Origin of the sequence: Streptomyces sp. NPDC058470, from assembly GCF_042721055.1 — a bacterium.
Classification (GTDB): domain Bacteria; phylum Actinomycetota; class Actinomycetes; order Streptomycetales; family Streptomycetaceae; genus Streptomyces.
The window spans coordinates 66,948-90,490 of record NZ_JBHXMF010000008.1; the positions used below are offsets into that span (position 1 = coordinate 66,948).

Genomic DNA, 23,543 nt, shown 5'->3' on the forward strand with positions numbered 1-23,543 from the left:
ACGGAGTTTACCCGGCGTCTTTGGGGGTCCGGACCGTGCGCACCGTCCAGGGAGACCAGGTCGGAGGCCTCCCGGAACACGCATCACGCGCAGCGTGTGAGAGACGCGCGAGACACCGCCTCGCTGCGCATCTCAGTCGGGCGGTGCTGCTTCGAGATGTATCTGAACGGGCGGGGGTACAGGCCGCGCGGCGGGTACCGGGAGATCTGTTGCGTGCAGCGCGGTCGTCCGCGGAGATCTCACGCGGCCATGTGGCAGGCGAGGCGCCGTCCGAGCGCGCGGACTGCACACGTCCGAAGGCCCGGGGGTTCACCAACGCCGGAGCGTCGGCGTGGCGTGGTGCAGGATGCCGTCAGCGGCCGCCTGCCTCATCGCCACCGCCAAGGGGGCTTGCCTGCCCGCCCTCTCGGCGTTTGACCTGGAGCGCACTTCAAGTCCTAGGGTCAAGCCATCACTGTCAGACACTCCTTTCCCTGGCAGCAACTGGCGTTCCCCGAGCGCCGGGCGGGCATCGACGAGCAGGTCCGCAGCGTTCTGGCAGAGAAGTTTCACCACTACCAGTTGCCGCTCGCCGACCCCGGCGACCAGCAGAAACGGGAGCACCATGAGCAATCCCTCCTCGGCCGAGGCCCGCCAGGATCGTTTCGACCACGGGATGGAGACTCTCGTAGGCGTTGTTGGCGAAGGGGGCCGACGCGTCATCGATGCCCTTGCCGACATCAACCCCGAGTTCGCCCACCAGATCGTCGCCTGGGGCTTCGGGGAGATCTACAGCCGCCCCGGCCTGCCTCCCCGCGATCGGCAGCTGGTCACCCTCGGTATGCTCACCGCCCTCGGCGGCTGCGAGCCGCAGCTGGAGGTGCACATCAACGCGGCACTGAACGTCGGCCTCACCCCCGTAGAGATCACCGAAACGCTGCTGCACGCCGCGGCGTACTGCGGCTTTCCCAAGGCAATCAACGCCACCCTCGTCGCCAAGAAGGTGTTCGGCGAGCGGGACCTGCTTCCGGTCGCGAACCAGTAGGGCACTGCACGGTCGGGGGCCTTGGCGAGTTCACCGGATTTGCTGCGGCTCAGCGCAGGTCCCACACCAGTGCGCGGTAGAACGGGGGTTCATCCCGCGGATGCGGCCCGCCCCACCTTCTGCACAAGGCTGCCGACTGTCTCGGCCGCGCCTTCGTCGGCCTCTCCGGCCCGCACCAGACCGCGCGTGAGGTGAGCCGGTACAGCGTCCGGTTACGACGGGGAACCTACGAGGCCGGGTCGGAGCTCTCCGCGATCTCGGCCAGGATGTCGGCGTGGCACAGTTCGGGGGCGCACCAGCAGGCCAGGGTCCTGCCGCGGAGGGCGGGTACCTGGGCGAGCAGGGCGGGGTGGTCGAGGAGATAGGCGCGGTACTTGTCCATGACCTCGGCACGGGTGCCGTCCCGCTTCTTGGTGGGGGTGTCGTAGGCGAACGGGTTGTAGAGCGGGTGCTGGGGGAGATCCCAGTGGCCCATGGTCCAGCGGCGGCCGACGTAGACGAGGTCCGCGGGGGCGTGTTCGAGCCGGGGGCCGAAGTCGTGGATACGGCCCTTGAGGTTGATGACCGTGGCGCTCACAGGCGGCTCCGTTCTGTCGGGTGTGACCTCCGGTGCCCAGCGGCCTACGCCGGCGGCTCCTCGTACGGATGCAGCTCGGGGCGCTTCGGCAGGAGTCCGTCCCCGGACGAGCGTCCCGTGAGGCGGCGGCCGATCCACGGCAGCAGGTGCTGTCCGGCGAAGCGGGCGTCGGCGGTCCGGCGGGAGATCCAGCCGGGCGGGGGAGTGGGCGGCATCGGGGTGTGCCAGTCCGCGTCCTCCGGGTCGTATCCGAGTACCTGCCACACGGCCTCGGCGACGCGGCGGTGACCCTCGCCGGTCAGGTGCAGCCGGTCCACGTCCCACATACGGGGGTCGGCGAGCGAGGGCGCGCCGTACAGGTCGACCACCAGCGCGCCGTGCCGCTTGGCGAGGTCGTCGACGTGGTTGAAGAGCTCCTCCATGCGGGGGCGGAACCGTTCGAGAACCGGGCCGGTGCGGCCCGGGCTGCGCATCAGGACCAGTTGCTCGCACGCGGGGGCGAGACGCTCGACGGCCTGCTCCAGGAGCCCGCGGACACGTCCCATGTCGACCTTGGGCCGCAGCGTGTCGTTGAGCCCGCCGACCAGCGTGATCACGTCGGGCGCCATCGCGACCGCCACGTCCACCTGCTCGTCGACGATCTGTCCGATCATCTTCCCGCGCACGGCGAGGTTGGCGTACCGGAACCCGGGTGTCCGCGCGGCCATCCGGGACGCCAGGAGGTCGGCCCAGCCCCGGTAGGAGCCGTCGGGCAACAGGTCCGACATGCCCTCGGTGAAGGAGTCGCCGACCGCGACAAGGCTGGTGTAAGTGGCATTCGTCTGCATGGCTCAAAAATGTTAACCCGCGCGCATACCGGTCGGTAGGTCGGGCCCGCCGGAACACGCGAGCCGATCCCGACCCCGTCGACGCGGCCTATCGCCCCCTTCACCGCCGTCTCGCCCTCACACCGGCTGCCCGAACAGCTCCCGGAGCACGTCCTCCATCGTCACCAGACCCGCGAGCCGCCCGTCGCTGCCCAGCACGGCCGCAAGGTGCGTACGACTGCGCCGCATCGCGGTGAGCACGTCGTCCAGCCGGGTGCTCTCACGGACGCGGGCGATGGACCGCATGTCCTGCACCTCGAAGGGGACGTCGCGCGGCGTCGCGTCCAGGGCGTCCTTGACGTGGAGGTAGCCGACGATACGGCGTCCCTCGTCCACGACGGGGAAGCGCGAGAAGCCGGACTCGGCGGACAGCTGCTCCAGTTGCTCCGGAGTGACGCCCACGCGCGCGTAGACCACGCGTTCCAGCGGGAGGACGACATCGCGGACCGGTCGGCGGCCGAGCTCCAGGGCGTCGTTCAGCCGCTCCTGGGCGCGGTCGTCGATGAGTCCCGCGGCGCCGGAGTCCTTGACGAGACGGGCCAGCTCGTCATCCGTGAAGGTCGCGGAGACCTCGCCCTTCACCTCGACCTTGAGCAGCTTGAGCAGCGTGTTCGCGAAGGTGTTGATGGTGAAGATCACCGGACGCAGCGCCCGGGCGAGCCACACCAGCGGCGGTCCCAGCAGCAGCGCGGTGCGCACCGGCTCCGCGAGCGCGACGTTCTTCGGCACCATCTCGCCGAGCAGCATGTGCAGATAGGTCGCCACGGCGAGCGCGATCACGAAGGAGACCGCGTGACCCGCACTGTCCGACACCCCCACCGCGTGGAACACCGGCTCCAGCAGGTGCTCGATCGCCGGCTCGGCCACGATGCCGAGGACGAGGGTGCACAGGGTGATGCCCAGCTGCGCGGCCGCAAGGAGCGCGGAGACATGTTCCAACCCCCACAGCACGCTGCGCGCCCGCCGGTCCCCGTCCTCGGCGTGCGGCTCGATCTGGCTGCGCCGGACCGAGATCAACGCGAACTCGCCGCCTACGAAGAACGCGTTCACGACCAGCGTCGCGAGGCCGATCAGCAGTTGTACGGCGGTCATCGTTCGCCCTCCTCCTCGGTGCGCGGCGCGTGCAGCAGCACCCGTGCGGCCCGGCGGCCCGAGGCGTCCACCACGTCCAGCCGCCACCCGGCGACCTCGACGCTGTCCTCGACGGCGGGAATCCGGCCGAGCTCGGTCGCGACCAGGCCCGCGAGGGTCTCGTACGGACCGTCGGGCACCCTGAGCCCGACCCGTGCCAGCTGGTCGGTGCGGACGGAACCGTCGGCCGAGTACAGCGCGCGGCCGTCGTCGTCCGTGCCGACCGGGTCCAGGTCGGACAACTCGTGCGGATCGTGCTCGTCGCGTACCTCGCCGACGACCTCCTCGACGATGTCCTCCAGCGTGGCGACCCCGGCGGTGCCGCCGTACTCGTCGATGACCACGGCCATCGTGCCTTTGCCGGACAGCCGGTCGAGCAACCGCTCCACGGTCAGCGACTCCGGTACGAACAGGGGTTCGCGCATGATCTGGGAGACGGGGGTGCGGGCCCGGAGCTCCGCCTGTACGCCCAGCACGGCCTTGATGTGTACGACGCCGACGACCGAGTCGAGGCCGCCGCGGTGGACGGGGAAGCGGGACAGCCCCGTCGCCCGGGTCGCGTTCGCCACGTCCTCGCAGGTGGCCTGGACGTCCAGCGCGATGACCTGGACGCGCGGGGTCATCACGTTCTCCGCGGTCAGGTCGGCGAGGTTCAGCGTCCGCACGAACAGCTCGGCGGTGTCCGCCTCCAGGGCACCCTCCTTGGCGGAGTGCCGGGCGAGGGCCACCAGCTCCTGCGGTCCGCGCGCGGAGGCCAGCTCCTCCGCGGGTTCGAGGCCGAAGCGTCGTACGACACGGTTCGCCATGTTGTTGAGATGCGCGATGAACGGGCGGAACGCGGCACTGAACCAGCGCTGCGGCGTCGCCACCCGCTTGGCCACCGCCAGCGGCGAGGAGATCGCCCAGTTCTTGGGCACCAGCTCGCCGACGACCATCAGGAAGACCGTCGACAGGCCCGTACCGATGACCAGCGCCACCGAGTGCGCCGCGGAGGTGGAGACGCCGGCCGACTCCAGCGGGCCCGCGATCAGCTTCGCGATGGACGCCTCGGAGAGCATGCCGACCACCAGGTTGGTGACGGTGATGCCGAGCTGGGCGCCGGACAACTGGAAGGTCAGGTTCCGTACGGCCTTCAGGGCGCCCGGGGCGCCGACCTCGCCGCGCTCGACGGCCCGCTCCAGCTCGCTGCGCTCGACCGTGGTCAGCGAGAACTCCGCCGCGACGAACGCGCCGCAGGCCAGCGAGAGCAGGACGGCCACCAGGAGGAGGAGCAGTTCGGTCATCGGGTCACCTCCGTCCCATGATCGGCCAGGGGCGGGGGGACCGCGCGATGTCGCCCGACGCCCCGACAGTCACGGCGTCGGTGATTGGAGGCTCGCCCATGGGCGGACGCTCACGCACCTTTCAGAGGGCCGACAGATCGACCCATGGTAAAGAGATGGCAAAGGAGCCCGGCTGTCGAGGGGTTTCACCCAACGGCGCCACTGCTCCTCGGGCGCATACCCCGCCGCCCGCCACGCATGTTGCGCGGTCTCGTTCCGTTGGGGCACCCTCGCGTCCGCGCGGCGCCCGCCCAGTCGTACGAACCGTTCCTCGGCGGCCGGGAGGAGCGCCGAGCCGGTTCCCGGCCGTCGCCGCCCGGGACGCACCGCGAGCCGGGACAGATGGCAGCGCCAGCCGTCGAATCTTTGCTTCTGGCAGATATCCGGCAGACGGGCCTGTGCCTACAGGGGCTTGACCCAGCGCCGCCAGTGGTCTTCGCGATGGTAGCCAGCCGCGGCCCAGGTGCGGTGGGCCTGTTCGTTGGCCTCCAGGACCATGGCATCGACGCGTCGCCCGCCCAGGGCGGTGAATCGTTGTTCTGCAGCTTCGAGCAGGGCGGTGGCAATGCCCTGCCGGCGGTGGTCAGGGTGTACGGCGAGTCGGTAGGCGGAGCATCGCCATCCGTCGAAGCCGGCTATGACGGTTCCGGTGAGGATGCCGTCGCGCTCTGCGAGGAGCAGGACTTCGGGGTCTCGGGTGAGGAGTCGGGCCACTCCGTCGTGGTCGTCGCTGATGCTGGTTCCTTCTGCGGCGTCGCGCCAGAACTGCAGCACGGTGTCGACGTCCGAGAGAGTGGCGTGGCGGATGTGGAGATCGCTCATGTGGCGAGCCAAGCAGAGCGCCGGCCTGCTGGCGAGCGGTTTCCGTGGCGGGGAATCGACGGAGGGGAGGGTGCTCGGTCTCGGTTTTCTGCAGGCCGCGAGCTCGTCGGCCGATTCCTCGTACACGGCCCCCACTCCGGCGGATGTCGGAAAGGGGCGCAAATCCGGCGGGCCTTGAGCTCGTCGAACGTAAGGGTGGGTGTCCGGCCGCACGGACTCCCGACCTGCTGTTTTGTCGGTGCGTTATGCGTTATGCGTTATACGCGCTGTGGGTGTTAGGGGCGATACCTTGACGCCGAAATGACACTTGCGGCGGTCGTTCTGATCGGGCGTCAGGTGTGTTCATGGGCTGGTCAGGCCCTGAAATGACGGGTGCAAGGGTTTCTTCGACGGAATAAGACGTCAGTCAAGTCCTCGCGGACGAGCGCCGGCACGACCTCTGCTGTCAGTGAGGTCGTGCCGGCCCACGCGCCACCGACCATCCAGCGATGGCTCGGGTCGCTGACGGCGAACGCCGCGACGTCGGCTCGCTCGTACTCCCGGTTCAGCAACAGGGAGTACGCGTTTGCCTACGCTGGTCCCGGCTGTGTCCCGGCCACGTAGACGGTGTTGGTCGAGGTGCCGCCTTGCAGGGGATTGTCGAAGTCGACGACATGGGCCGCTGATTGCGGGAAGACCTCGGTGAGTGTGGAGGTGAACTGTTTGTCCGGCGGATCGTTCGACCACAGGGCGAAGATCCCGCCCGGGTGGAGGTGTTCGGTGAGAGCGCGGAGCCCTGCAGGCTGGTAGAGCGCCGCGTGGCGCGGGTGGAGCACATGGCGCGGCGAATGGTCGACATCCAGCAGAATGGCGTCGAAGCGGCGGCCCGGCTCCCTCGGGTCCAGACCGCACGAATCGGCCGCCATCGCGAAGAAGTCGCCTTGAACCAGGCGGCATCGGGCGTCCGAAGTCAGTCGGGCGCCGAGAGGGACCAGGCCCCGCTGATGCCAGTCGATGACTTCGGCGAGCGTGTCGATCACGGTCAGCGAGCGCACCCGGGGATCGTCCAGCACCGCCGCGGCGGTGTACCCGAGCCCGAGTCCGCCGACGGCGATGTCCAGTTCGGTGCCGGGCAGTTTCGCCAGTCCGAGTTCCGCAAGCGCGATCTCGCCGGTTGTGAAGAGGCTGGACATCAAGAACTCGTCGCCGAGCTTCACCTCGTACACATCGGTGTCCGATGCCGGGTTGCGTCGGCGCCGCAGGCTGATGTCGCCCATCGCTGTCGGGCGCCAGTCGATCTCCTCGAAACGCGCGCTCATCCGTTTACCTTTCTGACGCACCGTCGGTTCCCGAAGCCGGTGCCTGGAACGCCGCTCTGCCCAGGTGCCTCTGTGACAGGGCAGGCAGGCAGGGCAGGGCAGGGGAAGGGGGCTGTCGGTCAGGCGTCGATGATGACGGGGATGATGAGGGGCCTGCGGCGGTGAGTACGGAAGGCCCAGTTCGCCACGGCACGGGCGATGAGCTGTTCCAGCTGGTGTGCGTCGCCGACGCCTTCCTGGGCTGCGGTCGCCAGAGTCTTCTCGATGACAGGGATGACCGATTCGAAGGTGGTGTCGTCGTGGACAAACCCGCGGGCCAGGAAGTCGGGAATCTCGGCAAGGGCGCCCGTGTCGGCGTCGACGATGGCCACCACGGTGACCACGCCTTCCTCCGCGAGAGTGACGCGGTCCTTCAGGGACGCCTCGGTGGCGCCGCCGACCTCCATGCCGTCCACGTAGACGTTGCCCGCGGGCACCTTGCCGGTGATCGACGCACGCCCGTCCACGAGGTCGACGACGACGCCGTCCTCGGCGATGACCACCCGCTCGGGATCGACCCCGGTACGGATGGCCAGGTCGGCGTTGGCCCGCAGGTGGCGCCATTCGCCGTGCACGGGCATGACATTGCGGGGCTTGACGATGTTGTAGCAGTACACGAGCTCACCGGCGCTGGCGTGCCCGGAGACGTGCACCTTGGCGTTGCCCTTGTGGACGACATGGGCGCCCCACCGGGTCAGCCCGTTGATCACCCGGTAGATGGCGTTCTCGTTGCCGGGGATCAGGGAGCTGGCGAGCAGGACGGTGTCGCCCTTGCCGATGCGGATCACATGGTCGCGGTTGGCCATCCGGGACAGAGCCGCCATCGGCTCGCCCTGGGATCCGGTGCACACCAGGGTGATCTTGTGGTCCGCCAGCTTCTCCATTTCCTTGGTACTCACGACCAGGCCGCTGGGAACCTTCAGGTACCCGAGGTCGCGGGCGATGCCCATGTTGCGGACCATGGAGCGGCCCACGAAGGCGACCTTGCGGCCGTGCTGGTGCGCGGCATCCAGGACCTGCTGGATGCGGTGCACATGGCTGGCGAAACTGGAGACGATCACCCGGCGCGGGGCGGTACGCATCACCTGCTCGATCGCCGGGTTCAGGTCGCGCTCGGAAGTGGTGAAGCCAGGGACCTCGGCGTTGGTGGAGTCGGTGAGGAAGAGATCGACGCCTTCCTCGCCGAGGCGGGCGAAGGCGCGCAGGTCGGTGATGCGGTCGTCGAGCGGGAACTGGTCCATCTTGAAGTCGCCCGTGTGCAACACCAACCCGGCACCGGTGCGGATCGCGACCGCGAGACCGTCCGGGATGGAGTGGTTGACTGCCACGAATTCGCAGTCGAACGGGCCGAAGGTGCGCCGCTCGCCCTCACGTACCCGGACCGCGCGCGGCCGGATTCCGTGCTCTTTGAGCTTGGCCTCCAGGAACGCCAGTGTCAGCTTCGAGCCCACGACAGGAATGTCGGAGCGCTCTCGCAGCAGATACGGCACGCCACCGATGTGGTCCTCGTGGCCGTGGGTGAGCACCACGGCCACGATGTCGTCCAGGCGATCACGGATCGAAGTGAAGTCCGGCAGGATCACGTCCACGCCGGGCTGGTTCTCTTCGGGGAACAGCACGCCGCAGTCGACGATGAGCAGCTTGCCGGCATGCTCGAAGACGGTCATGTTGCGGCCGATTTCACCCAGACCGCCCAGGGCGACTACCCTCAGCCCTCCTTCGGGCAGGGGAGGGGCGGCTTTCAGTTCGGGATGCGGATGACTCATATTCCGACGTTACCGGAGAGTCTGCCGAGGTGATCACTGGCCGCCCGATAAGCCGGTTGAACACGGCGCGGCCGAGGCGGTCAGTGGGGGGAGCGGCACTGCCAGGTGTACTGCCCAGGCAGATTGGTCGATTTTGTGCTCTGACACCGTCCGGGTCTGGGTGACAGGTGAAGGCCGCCGGTTGTGGAGTGGAGCTGTCGAGGAACCGCTCCGCCAAGCAGGAGGCCTTCGTGTCTCACGCTCACGCTGCTTTGACGCCTCGTGCACGTCTGCGCCTGGCACGTCTGATGGTTGATGACGGATGGCCGATGATTGTTGACGACGGATGGCCGATCGCCCGTGCGGCCGAGCGCTACGACGTGTCCTGGCCCACCGCCAGACGGTGGCCGAGCGTTACGCCGAGCCCGGACCGGCCGCAATCCTCGGCCGGTCCTCACGGCCCTACCACAGCCCGGCCCGAACCACACAGCCTCAGGTCCGCAAAGTCGTGCATCTGCGCGGGAAGCAACACCTCGGCCCGGTCCAGATCGCCGGACGGCTGGGCATGCCCGCCTCGACCGTGCATGCGGTGCTGACCGGGTGAGTGCGTGGTGGAGATGCGGGTGTAGCGCGGTGCAGGAGACCGGCCCGTCCGTCCGCCAGGTCTTGACGACTCGGAAGAGAACCGGCCGTTCCGTCGTCCCGGTGACTACGGGCGGCATCCGCTCACGAGCTCTTCTGTACGGCCGGGGACTTGAAGCTCCAGCCCGTACGTTTCTCATGAGACGCCGCCTGCGCTACTCGACCTCGCACATCTTGTTCTCCACCGAGGCGATCCAGATCCGGGCCTGCGTCAGCTCCTCGATCGAGCGGCGCTCAAAGGCAGTAGCCCAAGGACTGTCCTGTAGTTGCCGTCGAGGGTGGGATGATCTTGCTGCGGCAGGTGTGATCATGGGGTCGGAGCGCGTACAGAAAACTCCTGTGTGCCGGCTTGCACACCTCTGCGATCATCCCCGAATGGCGCACAGTCTCGAATCGCTGGTCATCCGGCACACCCACCGCCTTTCCTCCCCCAAGGGCTCCGCCGGGGAAGGAGCCATCGCCGCGCGGCAGTTCGACGCGGCGCTGACATCCGTGGGCTTCAAGCTCTCGGCGGAGCTGCTGGAGCGGCTGTCGGGGCTGTCCGAGGCCGCGGTCGTGCACACCGCCAAGCGGACGTTGCGCACCGTGGGCGAGATGGTGGGCGACCACGTCCGGCACAACTCGTACTTCATCGACTTCCCGGCGAACGTGCCGGACACCGAAGAGTTCTGGATCAGGTGCGTGGCGAAGGCACTCGGCGACGAGAAGTCGCGCGAGGACGTGCTGACGCAGCTGGCGCATGGGGTGCTGGACCTGCTCGGCCTCCCCACGTACGGCCGGTACCAGCACACCTACGAGGAGATGCTCGCGGTGCAGGACGAGCTGATCGCCTCGGCGGGAGACCGGGTGACCGTCCTGCACCTCGGGCGGGACCTGGACGACGAACTCACGGACCTGTACCAGGCCTTGGCGGGCAGCACGACGCCACTGGGTGAGGACCACCTGCGTGATCTCAGGACCCTTGCCGAGCGGTGCGCGCTGGGCCCCCAGCCGGAGGCGATCCCGGTCCGGGAGAACCGGGCGGTCGTCAACGAGGCCCGTCTCGCTGTCGGCGCGGACCTCCTGCTGGACACCGTCATCGATGTGCTGCGGCTGGCCTGCGCGCTGTCGGGCGGCGACGTGACGCTGCAGGAGCCGACCCGGTTTCGGGCTCTCGCGCGGCCGGTGCGCCGTGCGCTGCTCGCGGGCCTGGATGCCGTGGTCGCGGCGAACCCCGCCAAGCTGGCCGATGTGCACGCGCACCGCGAGCCCTTCAAGCGGCTCGGTGAGCGTCTCCATCCACACGAGTACCCGCGCTGGCCGCACGCCGCCGAGGTGTTCGCCGTCGCGCGGGGCGAGAAGGAGGCGCGCTCCTTCGACGGCCGGGTCGAGATGCTGCTCGACGCGTTCGACGTCCTCGGTGCGGCGCAGTTGCTGAAGTCCGCTCCGGGCAAGCTGTTCCGCGCCCTGGATCTCCTGCTGCGCACCGCCGCGGACCAGGAGGAACGGGACGCGGTGGTGGCCGCCGCGGTACAGGTCGCTCCCGACGTCTCCGGCCGGGTCGTGCTCTCGGTGCGCGAGCATCTCCACAACCGGGAGCGGGAGAGCGACGAACCCCGCATCTTCGTCAACCGCCGGGGCCGCGCCTGGGTGACCCCCGACTTCCGGCCGCCTCTACCGGCGGCCGACCGCGACCGGCTGATCGCCGCCCTCGACGCCGAGGTGGGTCGTCGGCTCCCGGCGCCGGACCGGCTGCTCATCGACCCGGACGTCCTCGATGTGGCGCTTCCGCTCAGCGGCAGGGCGACCACGGCCGGGCTCGGTGTCCTGCCGCGAGGATCGGTCTCGGCGGTCGACGGCGAACAGCTGCGCTTCTTCGTGTACTGGAAGGAGACCGAGCGTCGGACCGACTACGACCTGTCGGCGCTGCTTCTCCACTGCGACTCCTGGCTCTCCTACACATCACTCACGGCCGTCGGGGGTGAGCACTCGGGCGATGTCATCGAGGCGCCCGAGGGGGCCTCGGAGTTCATCAACCTGTCCCTGGACCGGGTGCGCAGCACATTCATCGTTCCGCAGGTCAACATCTATGCCGGCGAAAGCTTCGAGGAGGTCGAGGAGTCGTTCTTCGGCTTCATGCTGCGTGACGGTGAGCAGAAGGGCCGGCCGTTCGAGCCGCGCACGGTGCGGATGAAGTCGGAGCTGCGCGGGGTGGGCCGGGTGGCGCTGCCGCTGGTGTTCCGGCGCGGGGATGACGGCCGGTGGCGTGCGAAGTGGCTGCACCTGTACCTGAAGGGCATCTCGTCGGCCAACGGGGTCGAGGAGAACCAGGTGTCGGTGTCCAAGGTGGTGCGCGCCATCGTGGAGCGCGAGCAGCTGACGGTGAGGTACCTGATCGACCTGATGTCCGGCGACACCACGGCGGTGGACCTGTGGGACGGCGAGCCGGTCCCGGACGAGCCCGTGATGTACATCGGCCTCCAACGTCCCGAAGGACTGCACCCCGACTCCCGGATCATCACCCTCGAAAATCTGCGCGACTTGATCCCGGGCTGAGTGCTAGCGTTGCCCACGGCGAGGCCATGAAAGGGCTTCCTTCTCAATCATTGCAATGAACTCAAGTCCTTTCGCTCTCCTCGCCGTCGACGTCGCGCCGGGTGGCGCCCGCGCTCACCGCGTGAGCGTCACCCGTGCCGTGTCCAGGGCCTGTTCCGCGTAGCCACGGCCGAAGCGCACGGAGTGCACCGGCAGCACCCGATCCTCCAGAGGTCCCCCGGTGGCCGACCCTTACCGGCGGCGTCCGCGCCCTCTCGCCGCAACACGGCCGCCGACCTCCCGAACAGACGCGGGCTTAGTCCCTTCAACTTCCACATCAACCCGTAAGGATCTCGCGGTGGGGTCGGTACTGATTGACCGCTCGTCCTGGCCGCGGGACGGCAGGATCGGTCGTATCACCGCAGGCGAGTACGCGAGGTCGTACCTGCTCCTCGCTGCGGAGATCAACGACTCATGGGCCTTCTACATCAGTGAAGACCCGAGAACCGAAAGAGTCGACGAGCTTGAAGCCGATGACTTCTGGGCCACAGATGAGGACACACTCCAGCTTGTCGGGGAAATGGCGGTTGTCTGGGCCGACGAGTCGCAGGATGCGGCACTGGAGAAGGAGATCTTCGACATCCGCAGCGAATGGCACAGACGGCGCCGTAGGGGCTCCATGATCCGGTCACTGTTCCGACGTCCGGGACAGTCCGACTGATCTACCTCGGGGCCACCGGCCGGAGCGGACTTCCGGCCCGTGGCCCCACCCGCCGAAGCAGCCGCAGTTTGCGGACAACCGCATCGATGGCCCACCTCACCGCGACCGGTGCCGGCCTCTGCGGCGTCTCACGCGGCAGTCGGCGCCTGTCCTCCGGAGCCAGAGAACTCAGGGACATCTCTCCCCGCGTGCCGTCCTGCACGACCAGCCGTGTCCGGCACCCCGGCAGCGTCCTCGTCAGCAGGCAGGCCCCGGCCATCCGCTCATGGCGCCCCGCTGCACGGGCCGACACATCGCGGAATTCCCCTGTCCGGGCAGCGGGTTCACTCCCCGCGCAGCGCCTTGATCACTGGCTCGAAGGCTTCCATGTACGGCTCCAGGACGGTCAGATAGGAGAACCCGTACCGTTCCCGCTGTGCCCGTACCTGCGCGGTGATCTGTTCCAGTGTGCCGATCAGGAGGATGGGAAGGTCCAGGACCTGTTCCACGGTCAGATGGGGCATGTGGGAGAGCAGTTCCCGCGCCGCGGCCTCGCGGTCGTCGGTGACGACGACCATCTGGATCAGCACGTTCAGCTCGGCGGGTTCCTTGCGGCCCGCCGCCAGGCGCCGGTACGCCGCCACCCGCTCGTCCAGCTCCTCCGAAGTGAGCGGCGCCAGCGTCCCCGTCGTGCTGCCGGGCACCGACCGCGCTCCCGTGAACGCCGCGATCTCTGCGTGCTCGGCGGTGAGCCGCAGCATCCGGTTGCCGTTGCCCCCGATCAGCAGCGGTACCCGCGATGGCTGTTCGGCCGAGCCGAGCAGCCGCTCCAACTCCTGGACCGTACGCAGGAGATGGTCCACCCGCTCGCCTGCGGAGCCGAAGGGGAGGCCCGCGGCGTCGTGCTCCGCCTGTACGTAGCCGGTGCCGAGCCCGAGTTCGAGGCGGCCGCCGGTCAGCGCGTCCGTGGTGGCCACCTCGCGGGCCAGCAGGGTGGGATTCCAGAAGCCCGCGTTGAGCACGAACGTACCGACGCGGGGCCGCTCGGTCGCCTCGGCCGCGGCCACCAGGGACGGGAACGGCGCGGGCATGTCGAGGTGATCGGGGACCAGGATCACGTCGTAGCCGAGCTGTTCGGCCCGGCGGCACTTCTCGCGCCACTCGTCGGCGGGGGCGGGGTTCGTCAGGTTGACGCCGAAACGGAAGCAGCGCGGCATGAACTCTCCTCAGCCATAGGCGACTTGGCAGAGCGATACATTACTCGTGCGCGATGGCTGCCAGCACATTCATACGGGACGCGCGCAGCGCCGGGAGCAGCGCCGCCACGATGCCCACGAGCGCCGAACCGACCACCACCGCGATGATCGTCGTCCACGGAACGGCGAACGCCTTCATGCCCTGAAGGGCCAGCACCTGCTGCACACAGACACCCCAGACCAGACCGAGCGCCAGACCGAGGATCGCGCCGAACACGGCGATCACCACCGACTCGAGGCGGATCATCCGGCGCAGCTGACGCCGGGAGAGCCCGATGGCGCGCAGCAGCCCGATCTCGCGGGTGCGCTCCACGACCGACAGGGCAAGGGTGTTGACCACGCCGAGCACCGCGATGACGATCGCGAGCCCGAGCAGCGCGTACACGAGGTAGAGGAGCACGGCGATCTGGTCGTGGACCAGCTTCTTGTAGTCGGCCAGGTCGCGTACCTGCACCTGCGGATACTGATCGAGCGTCCTGTCCAGATTCGAGCGCAGCGTGTCGGCGCCGGTGCCCGAGGCCGCGTTCACGTACAGCGCGGAGTCCTGGCCGCCCGGCACGTACTTCTCGATCGTGGCGAAGCCGAAGAACAGCCCGCCCTGCATCCCGAACCCGTCGGAGCCGTCCTGGTCGGTGAGCGCCCCCACCGTCAGCTCGGTGTTCCGTCCGGCCGGGAACTCGACGGGGATCGTGCTGCCGATGCGTACGTCGTGATCCTTCGCGAAGTCCGCGTCCATGGCGATCCTCCCGTCGCCGAGCGCGGCCGCGCTGCTCCCCTGCGTGTACGTGACGTGGGCGACGTCGTCGAGTTGCGGATCGTAGGCGGTGGCGGTCGTCTCGATCCGCTTGCCGTCGGGCAGCCCCACCGCGACCGGTGAGAAGCGTTGGCGGACGACGAGCCCGGCGCCCTCCGTGCCGCGCACCTTGTCGGTGACCTCCTGCGAGAACGGCACGAAGTTGCTGTTCTGGATCACGAAGTCGGCGCCCAGCGTCTTGTCGATCTGCTCGTCGAAGGACTTGGACATGGACGCGCTCGCCACGGACATCCCGCCGACCAGGGCGAGACCCACCATCAGGGCGGCCGCGGTGGCGCCCGTGCGGCGCGGATTGCGCAGCGCGTTGCGCTGGCTCATCCGGCCGACCGAGCCGAACAGGGCGGGGAAGGCCCCGCCGAGGACCCGGATCACCGGCCGCACCAGCAGCGGACCGGCGATCACCGTGGCGATGAGCGTCAGGACGACACCGAGTCCCAGGAGCGAGGACGAGGTCGCGGTGCTCGACGACGCGGCGCAGCCCGCGAGCGCGGCGGCGCCTGCCGCCCCGACGACCGAGCCGACCACCGCGCGCACCCGCAACGGCCGTCCCACACCGGCGACTTCGGCGTCCGCGAGCGCCGCCATGGGGGAGACACCCGACGCGCGCCGCGCCGGGAGATAGGCCGCCACGAAGGTGACGCCGACCCCGACGACGTACGCAGCGACAGGAGTCACCACCCCGATCACCATCTCGGTGGACTTGAGGTTCATGCCGAACACGCCCATGAGCTCGATCAGTCCGGCGGCGAGCCCGATTCCCGCCGCGAGGCCGAGTGTGGAGCCCACCAGACCGAGCAGCAGTGCCTCGGTCAGCACCGATCGGCGCACCTGGCGGCGGTCGGCGCCGAGTGCGCGCAACAGGCCCAGTTCGCGGGTGCGTTGGGCGATCAGCATCGAGAAGGTGTTGACGATCAGGAAGACGCCCACCAGGACGGCGATTCCGGCGAAGCCGAGCATCACGTACTTGATGATGTCCAGGAATCCGCCGAGTTGGGCGGCGGCGTCCTCGGCCTGCTCGTCGGCCGTCTTCAAGTCGTAGGTGCCCGTGCCGAGTTCGGCGGCGATGCGCTGTTTCAGTACGGCGTCGGTGACACCCGGGGCCGCGTCCACCGAGATGCTGGTGGCGGCGTCAGGACTACCGAGCAGCTGATCCGGCGCGGTCCGGCTGTCCAGGAACACCAGTGCGGCACCGGGGTTGGTGGTGGTGAAGGTGGCGATGCCGACGATCTCCACCTTGAACGTGCCGGGCTGCGCGAGCACGGTCAGGGTGTCGCCGACGCCCACGTCCTTGCCCTCGGCGGTGTCCGCGTCGAGCAGTGCCTCGCCTGCCCCTTCCGGTGCGCGGCCGGAGGTCAGCTTCACCGGGCTGCGGTCGGTGAGGTACCAGTCGGTGGCGATGGTGGGGGCGCCCGTGGTCGGTCCGACCGACTCGTTCTTGCTGTCGACGACCGTGATGTTCTCGACGGACGCGTCCGCGTGGGTGGACTCGACGCCGTCGATCTCCGAGATACGGCCGGCCAGCGAGGCGGGCACGGTCTCGGCGGCCCCGGACGGGATCTGGGAGTTGAGATCGTCCTTGGGGCCCACCGTCACATCGGCAGAAGTGGAGGCGAAGAGCCGGTCGAAGGTGCGGGTGACCGTGTCCGAGAAGATGAGGCTGCCCGCGACGAACGCCACGGACAGCACGACCGCCAGCGCCGAGAGGAGCAGCCGCCCCTTGTGCGCGAGAAAGCTCCGCAGTGTCGCCTTGAGCACGACCGCCTCAGTCCTTGTCGAGGGTTACGTCGCGGGAGCCGCCGTCGGTGCTTGCGCGACGGGCGTCGGGGTCTTCCGTTACGTCACCGGTGTTGGTGTCGGTGGTTACGTGACCGGTGTCGGTGGTTACGTGACGGGAGCCGCCGTCGGTGGTCACGGCATCGGAGCTGACGTCAGGAGTCCCGGCACCGGAGCTGGTGCCGTGCCCGTCGTCCAGGGGCACCGGAGTCGCGTCCGGACCGGGCGTCTGCCGGCGACCCTGGCCCCCCGTGAAGCGGCGCAACCGCTCCAGCACCGCGTCTGCCGTCGGCCGCTCGATCTCGTCCACGATCCGCCCGTCGCCGAGGAAGAGCACCAGGTCGGAGTGGGCGGCGGCGCTCGGGTCGTGCGTGACCATGACGACGGTCTGGCCCAGGGTGTCGACCGCCTCGCGCAGGAAGCCGAGGACTTCGAGGCCCGCGCGGGAGTCGAGGTTGCCGGTCGGCTCGTCGGCGAAGATCAGCTCGGGGCGCGACGCGAGCGCGCGGGCGCAGGCCACGCGCTGCTGCTGGCCGCCCGAGAGCTGGGACGGCCGGTGCTTCAGCCGGTCCCGCAGGCCGAGCGTGTCGATGACCTGGTCCAGCCACTTCTGGTCGGGCTTCTGGCCCGCGATGTCCATGGGCAGGGTGATGTTCTCGGCCGCGTTCAGCGTCGGGATCAGGTTGAACGACTGGAACATGAAGCCGATCCGGTCCCGCCGCAGCCGGGTCAGTTCTCGGTCCTTCAGCCCGGTGATCTCGGTGTCGCCGAGCCATACCTGTCCGGCCGAAACGGTGTCGAGCCCCGCCAAACAGTGCATGAGGGTGGATTTCCCGGAGCCCGACGGACCCATGACCGCGGTGAAACGGCCACGCGCGATGTCGACGTCGACCGCGTCGAGGGCCAGCACGGTCGTCTCGCCCGAGCCGTACGCCTTGGTCAGGCCGCGGGCGCGGGCGGCGGTCCCCTCGGCCTCCGCCCGGCCGACGACGTGCTCCGCAGCAGGTGTGGACAAGGCCGCCTCCTCAGTGATGGACGTCCCGACTCCCTTGTCGCGGCCGAGCCTAGTGTGATCCTGGGCACACCCGGTATCCCCCCGAGGTGCCGGGTCCTCTCCGCCCCAGGTCCTGCCCCTGATGCCCGTGTAAGGGGCAATCTCCACCCCCAGGGTCAGGGATGCCCTCTTGCCTGTGCTAGCGATTCAGCGCTAGCTTCGAGGTATGGCGAAGACTCAGCTGAACGTACGGGTGGACGAGGGCACGGCCAGGGCCGCCCGCGAACGAGCCCTGGAGCGCGGGATGAGCGTGAACCGCTACATCGAAGAACTGGTCAGACAGGACACCGGGGAAGTCGGCCACACCTTCGTCGACGCCGCCTCCGACTTCATGAAGCAGTACGAGTCCGTCTTCGCCGAGGAGTTCGGCACGGACCGCGAAGGCAGTCGAGCGGTCGGCCGGGCCGGCAACCACGAAAGCACGCGCGAAGGTCGTCGTTGATCCCTTGAGTAGTCTCAGAGTCGACCTTGCCTGGCTCCTCATGATCGCCGAACATCAGACGCCCGGAGACCCCCAGGTCACCGACTGGGGAGCCCTCGTCGCCGCCGTCAGTCGGCATGAGGCGGAGATATTCGGCATTCCCGTCTACGACAGCCCGCACGCCCGAGCCGCCGCGCTGCTCCAACTCCTGCTGCACGTACCCGCGCTCGAACGCTCCAACGCGATGTTCGCCTCGGCCGTCGCCTACGGCTATCTCGTCGCCAGCGGCCTCAAGGTCGTCACCTCCCCCGAGCAGGTGCGGGAGCTCGCCCGCCTGGTGAAGGGCGGCGACGCGACCGTGCACGACATCGCCCAGGAACTCCGTCAGTGGAGCCTATGAGGCCTCCGCCGAGGGTTCGCGCTCGCCGGCGGCGGGGCGACGGGCGGTGCCCAGTACGCAGTACGAGGTGGGCAGCCGCGGTCCCTTCTCGGGCATCAACATCCGCTTGTACGGGCCCAGTTCGAACCCGGCATCGCGCAGCGCGGCGATCGGGTCGCGTGCCAGATGGCAGCCGCCGTTGAGCCGCGGCCACACCGTGCGGTCCAGACCGCGCTGGGTGTACGTCATCGAGCGGCCGCCGCCCCTGCCGTGCTCGAAGAACCGCAGGGTGCCGCCGGGCCGCAGCACGCGGCGCAGTTCGGCGAGGGTTCGCGGCACATCGCGCACGCTGCACAGCACCAGCGAGACCACCGCCGCGTCGAAGGCCTCGCTCTTGACCGGCAGCGCCTCTGCCGTGCCCGGCGCCACGTCGACGGGCACCTCGGCGCGCAGGGCGGCCTCGACCGCCAATTGCCGCAGTATCCGCTCGGGTTCGATGGCGACGACCTCCGAGACGGTGCTCGGATAGTGCGCGAAGTTCAGACCGTTGCCCGCGCCGATCTCGATGACCCGCCCCGAGAGCCCGGCGAGCAGCCGGTCTCGTACGCCGCCCAAGCCCATCCGTGTCTCGGCGGCGACGCTGACACGGGCGTAGTAGCGGGCGAACAGAGGATGGTGCACGGGATCCCGCGACACCTTGCCGGAGCTGGCGGAGCGGAGCGGCATGACGGACCTCCCGGGAGGACGGGTCTTACCGTGATTGTCCCCCGTACGGGTCCGTGGCACCCCCGCTGTGGGGTCCCGGCGGCGCAGGCCCCCCACAGCGGGGACGCTCCGACGGCTGTTCCGGCTGTTCCGGTGCGTCAGGCGATGAAGTCGCGCACCTGCGTGTAGACGCCGTAGTCGTTGTTCGTGTCGGTGTGCCCGATGCAGCCGACTCCCACATTCGTGGCGCCGTTCAGAAGGGCGGTGCTGTCCGGGTCGAGGTACTCGTCGCAGTTCGACCAGTAGCTGGCGTAGGAGACGCTGCCCGGTGTCTCGTCATCCGAGTTCAGCGCGGTCAGGAACGAACTGCCGGTGTTCATCTGGGCGCAGGACGTGTAGAGCCACGCGCACCAGCCGGCCAGGCTCGTGCCGTGGTTCGTCCCGGCGACCGAGACGAAGTCGTCCACGTACGCCGTTCCGCCGAGGTTCTTGAGGTAGTAGCGGGAGCTGAGCGGGCCCATGGAATGGGCGACCAGGTCGACCTTGGACGCGCCGGTCGCCGCGAGCACGCTCTGGACCTTGGTGGCGAGCTGCTGGGCGGTCGTGACGTTGGACTGTCCCCAGCTGTACGACCACGCGTACAGCTGGGAATCGGTGTAGCCGTCGGCCTTGAAGTCGGCGATCCAGTCGTCCCAGCTGCTCGCCGAACTGTTCAGCCCGTGGACGAAGATCACGGGGTTGTGGGTCGCGGCCTGTGCGGGCGCGGAGAGGGAGAGTGACAGAAGGAGAACTGCGGCCACGGTGGAGAAGAACGCGGCGATGCGACGCATGCGGGTCTGCATGGTGCCTCCTGAGTCGGGTGGGGTAATCAGGAGTGTCAGCCGGGGTCTACGCGCGCCGCATCGGTGAACTCGCCGGTCTTTACTTGCCAGTTAACTCGCCAGTAACGTCATGGGTGTGGTGACTCCGGTGAACCCCCCACGTCTCCCGCCCACTTCGCCACCGCCGCGCACACCCGCGTGGCAGCATCCCGGCCCGGCACAGCGCGGACCAGCCCCACAGTCCGGGCTCGGCCCCTCACTTTCCGAGGGCGTGCGCGTACGGGTGCTGCGCGCAGCCCACGGCGACCGGCACGCGGCCGCGGAACTCGCCTCGCTGCTGACGGAGCGTCAGCTGACCGGTCTGGACCCGCTTCCGGCGGGCCCGCCCGCGCTGCTGCGCGCGTACCGCCAGGAAGTCCGCGCCCTGCCGGACAGCACTCGCTTCCTGCTGCTCCTCGCGGCGGCCGACCAGCACCCGGTGACCACCCACGCCTACCTGCGCGCGGTCACCGCGGCCCGGCTCGACACGCGGCACCTCGACGCCGCCGAGGCGGCCGGGCTGGCCCATGGCACGGCCGACGGGATCGTCTTCCGCGACCAGTGGACCCGGATCGCCGCGTACGAGACGGTCCGTCCGTCGGACCGGCGCGAGGTCCACCAGCTGTTGGCACGTGTCCTGCGCGGCGAGGGCGAGGAGCCGCGCCGTGCCTGGCACCACGGCGCCGCCGCGCTCGGCCCCAGTCGAAGGCTTGCCGCTCGGCTCCGAGTGGCCGCGGACCTGGCACGTGCCGCGCGCGAACACGCCCTCGCCTGCGCCCTTCTGGAGCGCGCCGCCGCTCTGGCGCCCGATCCGCGCGACTGCATCCATCTGCTCGCCCGCGCAGCCACCGACGCCTGGCACTCCGGCGACACCGACCGCGCCCGCCGCCTCGCCGCGTCCACCCCCGACGACGCACTCAGCGGCCTGCTGGACCTGCGCGCGGGTAACGCGACGGACGCGTTCGACGCACTCCTCACGGCGGCGGTCCGCTGCGTGGGGCAGGGGGCGAGCGGGTCCACCGGGGCCGCCGGCGGCGAGGGCGCTTGCGCAGCGCGCCGGCACGCAGTCGATGCCGGTTCGGTTGTTCGTGGTTCTGGTGGTGAGCGGTCGGAGGCTTCCGTTCGGGCCGACGGTGAGGGCGCTTGTGCAGTGAGTCGGCCTGCGCCTGACGGTGGTTCGGTTGTTCGTGGTTCTGGTGGTGAGCGGTCGGAGGCTTCCGTTCGGGCCACCGGTGAGGGCGCTTGTGCAGCGCGCCGGCCAGCGCCCGACGATGGTCCCGCTGTCCGGGGTCCCGGTGGTGAGCTGCCGGAGGCTTCCGTCCGGGACACGCCTGGCGTGCACGACGCCGTTGGCGAGCTGCCGGTTGCTGGGGTCGGCACTGTCGGTGGGCTGTCAGTGGCCGATGCCGGCACCGTGCTCTCCGTCGGGTCGCCGCCGGACACCGATCGTCTGGGGGCCGGCTTTCGAAGACCTGGCAGGAATCGGCCGACCGCCGAGGCCCGGCCCGCACATGGTGCCGCCGCCGTCCACCTCCTCGCCCGGGTCACGGAAGCCGCCATCTACACCGGCGATCTGCGCCGGTGCCGGGAGGCGGTCGCCGTCGCAGACCGGCTCGGGATCGCGCCGCCCGGCACGCTGGGCGGGCTGGCCGCCGCCTTCGAGGGACGCTACGAGGACGCGCGGGACCTGCTCGAAGCGGCAGCCGGGCGGTGCGGACCCGGTGGAGACCCCACTCTGCTCATCCACGCCGCGATCGCGGCGCTGCTTCTCGGCGACCACGCGCGAGCTGCCTCCGCCGCCCTGCGGGCCGCCGCCTCGGCCCGCGCCAGGGGCGAGACCGTGACCGTGCCGCAGGCGATGGAGTTCAGGGCCTACGCCGAGTTCTGGACCGGCCGCTCCCGCGCCGCGGAGGCCGACACCCTCGACGCGCTGCGTCAGGCGTACGCCACAGGTCAGGACAACGGGGCCTGTCATCTCCAGGCCGCCCTGGCCATGTTCGCCGCCCTCACCGGCGACGAGGACGTATGCCGGGAGCGCGCCGAGTCCGCCCGCTCCTACGCCCTGGCCCGCGGGCTCGGCCTGCCCGCCGCACTGGCCCTGTTCGCGCTCGCCTTCCTCGACCTCGGCGCCGGCCGGTTCGCCGCCTCCGCGGCCAGACTGCGCGCCCTCGCCGGATTCGGACCGGGCCACGGGCACCGCGCCATCCGCCACCTCGCGACCCCGCTCTACGTCGAGGCGGCCGTCCGCAGCGGCGACACCCGCGTCGCCCGGGCCGCCCACGCCGACTACGACCGCTGGGCCCGTACCATCCGCAGTGCCGACGACCTGGCCCTCAGCGCCCGCTGCCACACACTCCTGGCCTCCGGCCCCGAAGCCGTCGCCCACTACCGCACCGCCCTCGACCTGCACGCCGCAGGCACCCGCGACTTCGAACGGGCCCGCACGGAGCTGCTTTTCGGCGGCGCGCTACGACGACTGAGGCACCGTACGGAGGCACGCGACCGGCTGCACAGCGCCCTCGAAGCATTCGAGCACTTCGGGTCGCCGCGGTGTGCTGCACAGGCCCGGGCGGAGCTTCGCGCCCTGGGGGAGCCGGCCGTCCCCACCCCCGGCCAGGTGGACCTCGAGACCCGCCTGACCGCTCAGCAACTGATGGTGGCTCGCATGGCCGCCGAGGGTGCCACCAACCGGGAGATCGCCGCGCGGCTCGCGCTCAGCCCGCGCACGATCGATCACCATCTGCGGGGTGTTTTTGCCCGGTTGGGCATCCGGTCGCGGATTGAACTGGTGCGGTTGCTTGGGGAGAGGTAGGGAGAGGTAAGGGGGACGGGTGTGGTTTTCGGCTGCGGGCTCGTCGTGGCTGGTCGCGCAGTTCCCCGCCCCTCAAGAGGCGTACCCGGCGCTGAAAGCGACCGCGTCCCAGCCCCCGCCGAGCCTCGGCGCCAGCCAACTCGGTGCCCCCGCGCGAAAGTCGGCGGGATCAAGTACCCCCGCCCCCTCCGGCATCGCACCCAGCAGCGGAGCCCCCGCCACCACCGGAAGGTCCGCGAGGTTGCAACGGGACGCCAGGTCAGGCTCGTTGGGCCAGCTTCCGATCACCACTCCCGGGAAGTTGAGCCCCCGGCGCCGGAGTTCACGCGCCGTCAGCTCCGTCGTGTTCAGCGTGCCCAGCCCCGCCGAAGCGACGACCAGCACCGGCGCGTCCAGCAGCCGTGCCGCGTCCGCCAGCGTTCCGCCCTCGTCGTCGAACCGTACGAGTAGGCCGCCCGCCCCCTCCACCAGCACCAGGTCGTGCTCGGTGGCCAGCTTGGCCGCCGCCTCCGCCACCTCGTGGGGCCGCACGGGCGCGAGACGGGCCCGCCGCGCGGCCGTGGCGGGCGCCAACGGCTCGGGATACCGGGCGAGTTCGAGTGTGGTCACAGCGCCCGCGAACCGGGCCACCTCGTCGGCGTCACCGCGCTCGTCCGGACGTACGCCGGTCTGCGCGGGCTTGAGCACGGCCACGGACCGGCCGGCCTCGACGGCCGTGGCGGCGACGGCGGAGGTGACGATCGTCTTGCCGACCTCGGTGCCCGTCCCCGTGATGACCAGGATCGTCAT

General features: G+C 69.8%; 20 protein-coding genes and 2 pseudogenes. 7 read left to right on the plus strand and 15 right to left on the minus strand.

The annotated features are described in order from the left end of the window. Positions 1 to 309 precede the first annotated feature (309 nt). Positions 310 to 606 carry a hypothetical protein gene (locus tag ACFWP7_RS08185; RefSeq protein ID WP_384377901.1) on the minus strand — a complete coding sequence of 99 codons (297 nt, stop codon included), beginning with the start codon at positions 604 to 606 and terminating at the stop codon, positions 310 to 312. Between ACFWP7_RS08185 and ACFWP7_RS08190 the strand changes: the two genes are divergently transcribed. Beyond that, complete coding sequence (locus ACFWP7_RS08190; protein WP_384377904.1) at positions 605 to 1,024, plus strand: carboxymuconolactone decarboxylase family protein; 420 nt, start codon at positions 605 to 607, stop codon at positions 1,022 to 1,024. The genes ACFWP7_RS08185 and ACFWP7_RS08190 overlap by 2 nt on opposite strands. Positions 1,025 to 1,250: 226 nt before the next feature. Here ACFWP7_RS08190 and ACFWP7_RS08195 read toward each other — a convergent pair whose 3' ends face one another. From ACFWP7_RS08195 to ACFWP7_RS08230, 8 genes and pseudogenes are all read right to left on the minus strand, one after another. Next, entirely contained in the window at positions 1,251 to 1,601 is a 351-nt protein-coding gene (locus tag ACFWP7_RS08195; RefSeq protein ID WP_384377907.1) for a DUF4326 domain-containing protein, read from the minus strand. A 44-nt stretch (positions 1,602 to 1,645) separates the two neighbouring features. After that, positions 1,646 to 2,428: an SGNH/GDSL hydrolase family protein gene (locus ACFWP7_RS08200; RefSeq protein ID WP_384377910.1), complete on the minus strand. Its 783-nt coding sequence runs from the start codon at positions 2,426 to 2,428 to the stop codon at positions 1,646 to 1,648. A 117-nt stretch (positions 2,429 to 2,545) separates the two neighbouring features. Continuing rightward, the gene (locus tag ACFWP7_RS08205) at positions 2,546 to 3,559 is read right to left on the minus strand and encodes a hemolysin family protein (protein WP_384377913.1); all 1,014 of its coding nucleotides are present in this window, start codon (positions 3,557 to 3,559) and stop codon (positions 2,546 to 2,548) included. Continuing rightward, positions 3,556 to 4,881, minus strand: a complete 1,326-nt coding sequence (locus ACFWP7_RS08210; protein ID WP_384377916.1) for a hemolysin family protein — start codon at positions 4,879 to 4,881, stop codon at positions 3,556 to 3,558. The genes ACFWP7_RS08205 and ACFWP7_RS08210 overlap by 4 nt, the downstream gene beginning before the upstream one ends. Positions 4,882 to 5,058: 177 nt before the next feature. Next, positions 5,059 to 5,283, minus strand: a pseudogene (locus ACFWP7_RS08215) (GNAT family N-acetyltransferase); the annotation flags it as partial. Positions 5,284 to 5,322: 39 nt separating this feature from the next. Beyond that, entirely contained in the window at positions 5,323 to 5,742 is a 420-nt protein-coding gene (locus ACFWP7_RS08220; RefSeq protein ID WP_384377919.1) for a GNAT family N-acetyltransferase, read from the minus strand. Between the two features lie 569 nt (positions 5,743 to 6,311). Then, positions 6,312 to 7,040, minus strand: coding sequence for a spermidine synthase (locus tag ACFWP7_RS08225; RefSeq protein ID WP_384377922.1), 729 nt, complete (start codon positions 7,038 to 7,040; stop codon positions 6,312 to 6,314). 119 nt (positions 7,041 to 7,159) lie between these two features. Then, positions 7,160 to 8,845: a ribonuclease J gene (locus ACFWP7_RS08230; RefSeq protein ID WP_384377925.1), complete on the minus strand. Its 1,686-nt coding sequence runs from the start codon at positions 8,843 to 8,845 to the stop codon at positions 7,160 to 7,162. A 230-nt stretch (positions 8,846 to 9,075) separates the two neighbouring features. Here ACFWP7_RS08230 and ACFWP7_RS08235 point away from each other — a divergent pair. The 3 genes and pseudogenes from ACFWP7_RS08235 to ACFWP7_RS08245 form a co-directional block, all read left to right on the plus strand. Further along, positions 9,076 to 9,422, plus strand: a pseudogene (locus ACFWP7_RS08235) (helix-turn-helix domain-containing protein); the annotation flags it as partial. 419 nt (positions 9,423 to 9,841) lie between these two features. Then, positions 9,842 to 12,001, plus strand: a complete 2,160-nt coding sequence (locus ACFWP7_RS08240; protein WP_384377928.1) for a hypothetical protein — start codon at positions 9,842 to 9,844, stop codon at positions 11,999 to 12,001. A 337-nt stretch (positions 12,002 to 12,338) separates the two neighbouring features. After that, positions 12,339 to 12,701, plus strand: a complete 363-nt coding sequence (locus tag ACFWP7_RS08245) for a hypothetical protein (protein ID WP_384377931.1) — start codon at positions 12,339 to 12,341, stop codon at positions 12,699 to 12,701. A 323-nt stretch (positions 12,702 to 13,024) separates the two neighbouring features. Here ACFWP7_RS08245 and ACFWP7_RS08250 read toward each other — a convergent pair whose 3' ends face one another. Genes ACFWP7_RS08250 through ACFWP7_RS08260 form a run of 3 tightly spaced genes read right to left on the minus strand, consistent with a single transcriptional unit; the run spans position 13,025 to position 17,538 of the window. After that, positions 13,025 to 13,897, minus strand: a complete 873-nt coding sequence (locus tag ACFWP7_RS08250; RefSeq protein WP_384377933.1) for an LLM class F420-dependent oxidoreductase — start codon at positions 13,895 to 13,897, stop codon at positions 13,025 to 13,027. Positions 13,898 to 13,937: 40 nt separating this feature from the next. Next, positions 13,938 to 16,505, minus strand: a complete 2,568-nt coding sequence (locus ACFWP7_RS08255) for an ABC transporter permease (RefSeq protein ID WP_384377936.1) — start codon at positions 16,503 to 16,505, stop codon at positions 13,938 to 13,940. A gap of 7 nt (positions 16,506 to 16,512) precedes the next feature. Then, on the minus strand, positions 16,513 to 17,538 hold the full coding sequence (locus ACFWP7_RS08260) for an ABC transporter ATP-binding protein (protein WP_384377939.1): 1,026 nt from the start codon (positions 17,536 to 17,538) through the stop codon (positions 16,513 to 16,515). A 205-nt stretch (positions 17,539 to 17,743) separates the two neighbouring features. Here ACFWP7_RS08260 and ACFWP7_RS08265 point away from each other — a divergent pair, with 205 nt between their 5' ends. Together ACFWP7_RS08265 and ACFWP7_RS08270 are read left to right on the plus strand one after the other, a co-directional pair. After that, positions 17,744 to 18,019: an antitoxin gene (locus ACFWP7_RS08265; protein ID WP_384377942.1), complete on the plus strand. Its 276-nt coding sequence runs from the start codon at positions 17,744 to 17,746 to the stop codon at positions 18,017 to 18,019. A gap of 4 nt (positions 18,020 to 18,023) precedes the next feature. Next, positions 18,024 to 18,398, plus strand: coding sequence for a fic family toxin-antitoxin system, toxin component (locus ACFWP7_RS08270; RefSeq protein WP_365442790.1), 375 nt, complete (start codon positions 18,024 to 18,026; stop codon positions 18,396 to 18,398). Here ACFWP7_RS08270 and ACFWP7_RS08275 read toward each other — a convergent pair. Continuing rightward, positions 18,393 to 19,103, minus strand: a complete 711-nt coding sequence (locus tag ACFWP7_RS08275) for a class I SAM-dependent methyltransferase (protein ID WP_384377945.1) — start codon at positions 19,101 to 19,103, stop codon at positions 18,393 to 18,395. The genes ACFWP7_RS08270 and ACFWP7_RS08275 overlap by 6 nt on opposite strands. Positions 19,104 to 19,240: 137 nt before the next feature. Continuing rightward, complete coding sequence (locus tag ACFWP7_RS08280) at positions 19,241 to 19,924, minus strand: esterase/lipase family protein (protein WP_384377948.1); 684 nt, start codon at positions 19,922 to 19,924, stop codon at positions 19,241 to 19,243. A gap of 250 nt (positions 19,925 to 20,174) precedes the next feature. On the opposite strand from ACFWP7_RS08280, the gene ACFWP7_RS08285 reads away from it, so the two are divergent. Next, complete coding sequence (locus ACFWP7_RS08285) at positions 20,175 to 22,754, plus strand: LuxR C-terminal-related transcriptional regulator (protein WP_384377951.1); 2,580 nt, start codon at positions 20,175 to 20,177, stop codon at positions 22,752 to 22,754. 72 nt (positions 22,755 to 22,826) lie between these two features. Here the strand turns inward: ACFWP7_RS08285 and bioD are convergent, their stop codons facing one another. Continuing rightward, on the minus strand, positions 22,827 to 23,543 hold the full coding sequence (bioD, locus tag ACFWP7_RS08290) for a dethiobiotin synthase (protein ID WP_384377954.1): 717 nt from the start codon (positions 23,541 to 23,543) through the stop codon (positions 22,827 to 22,829).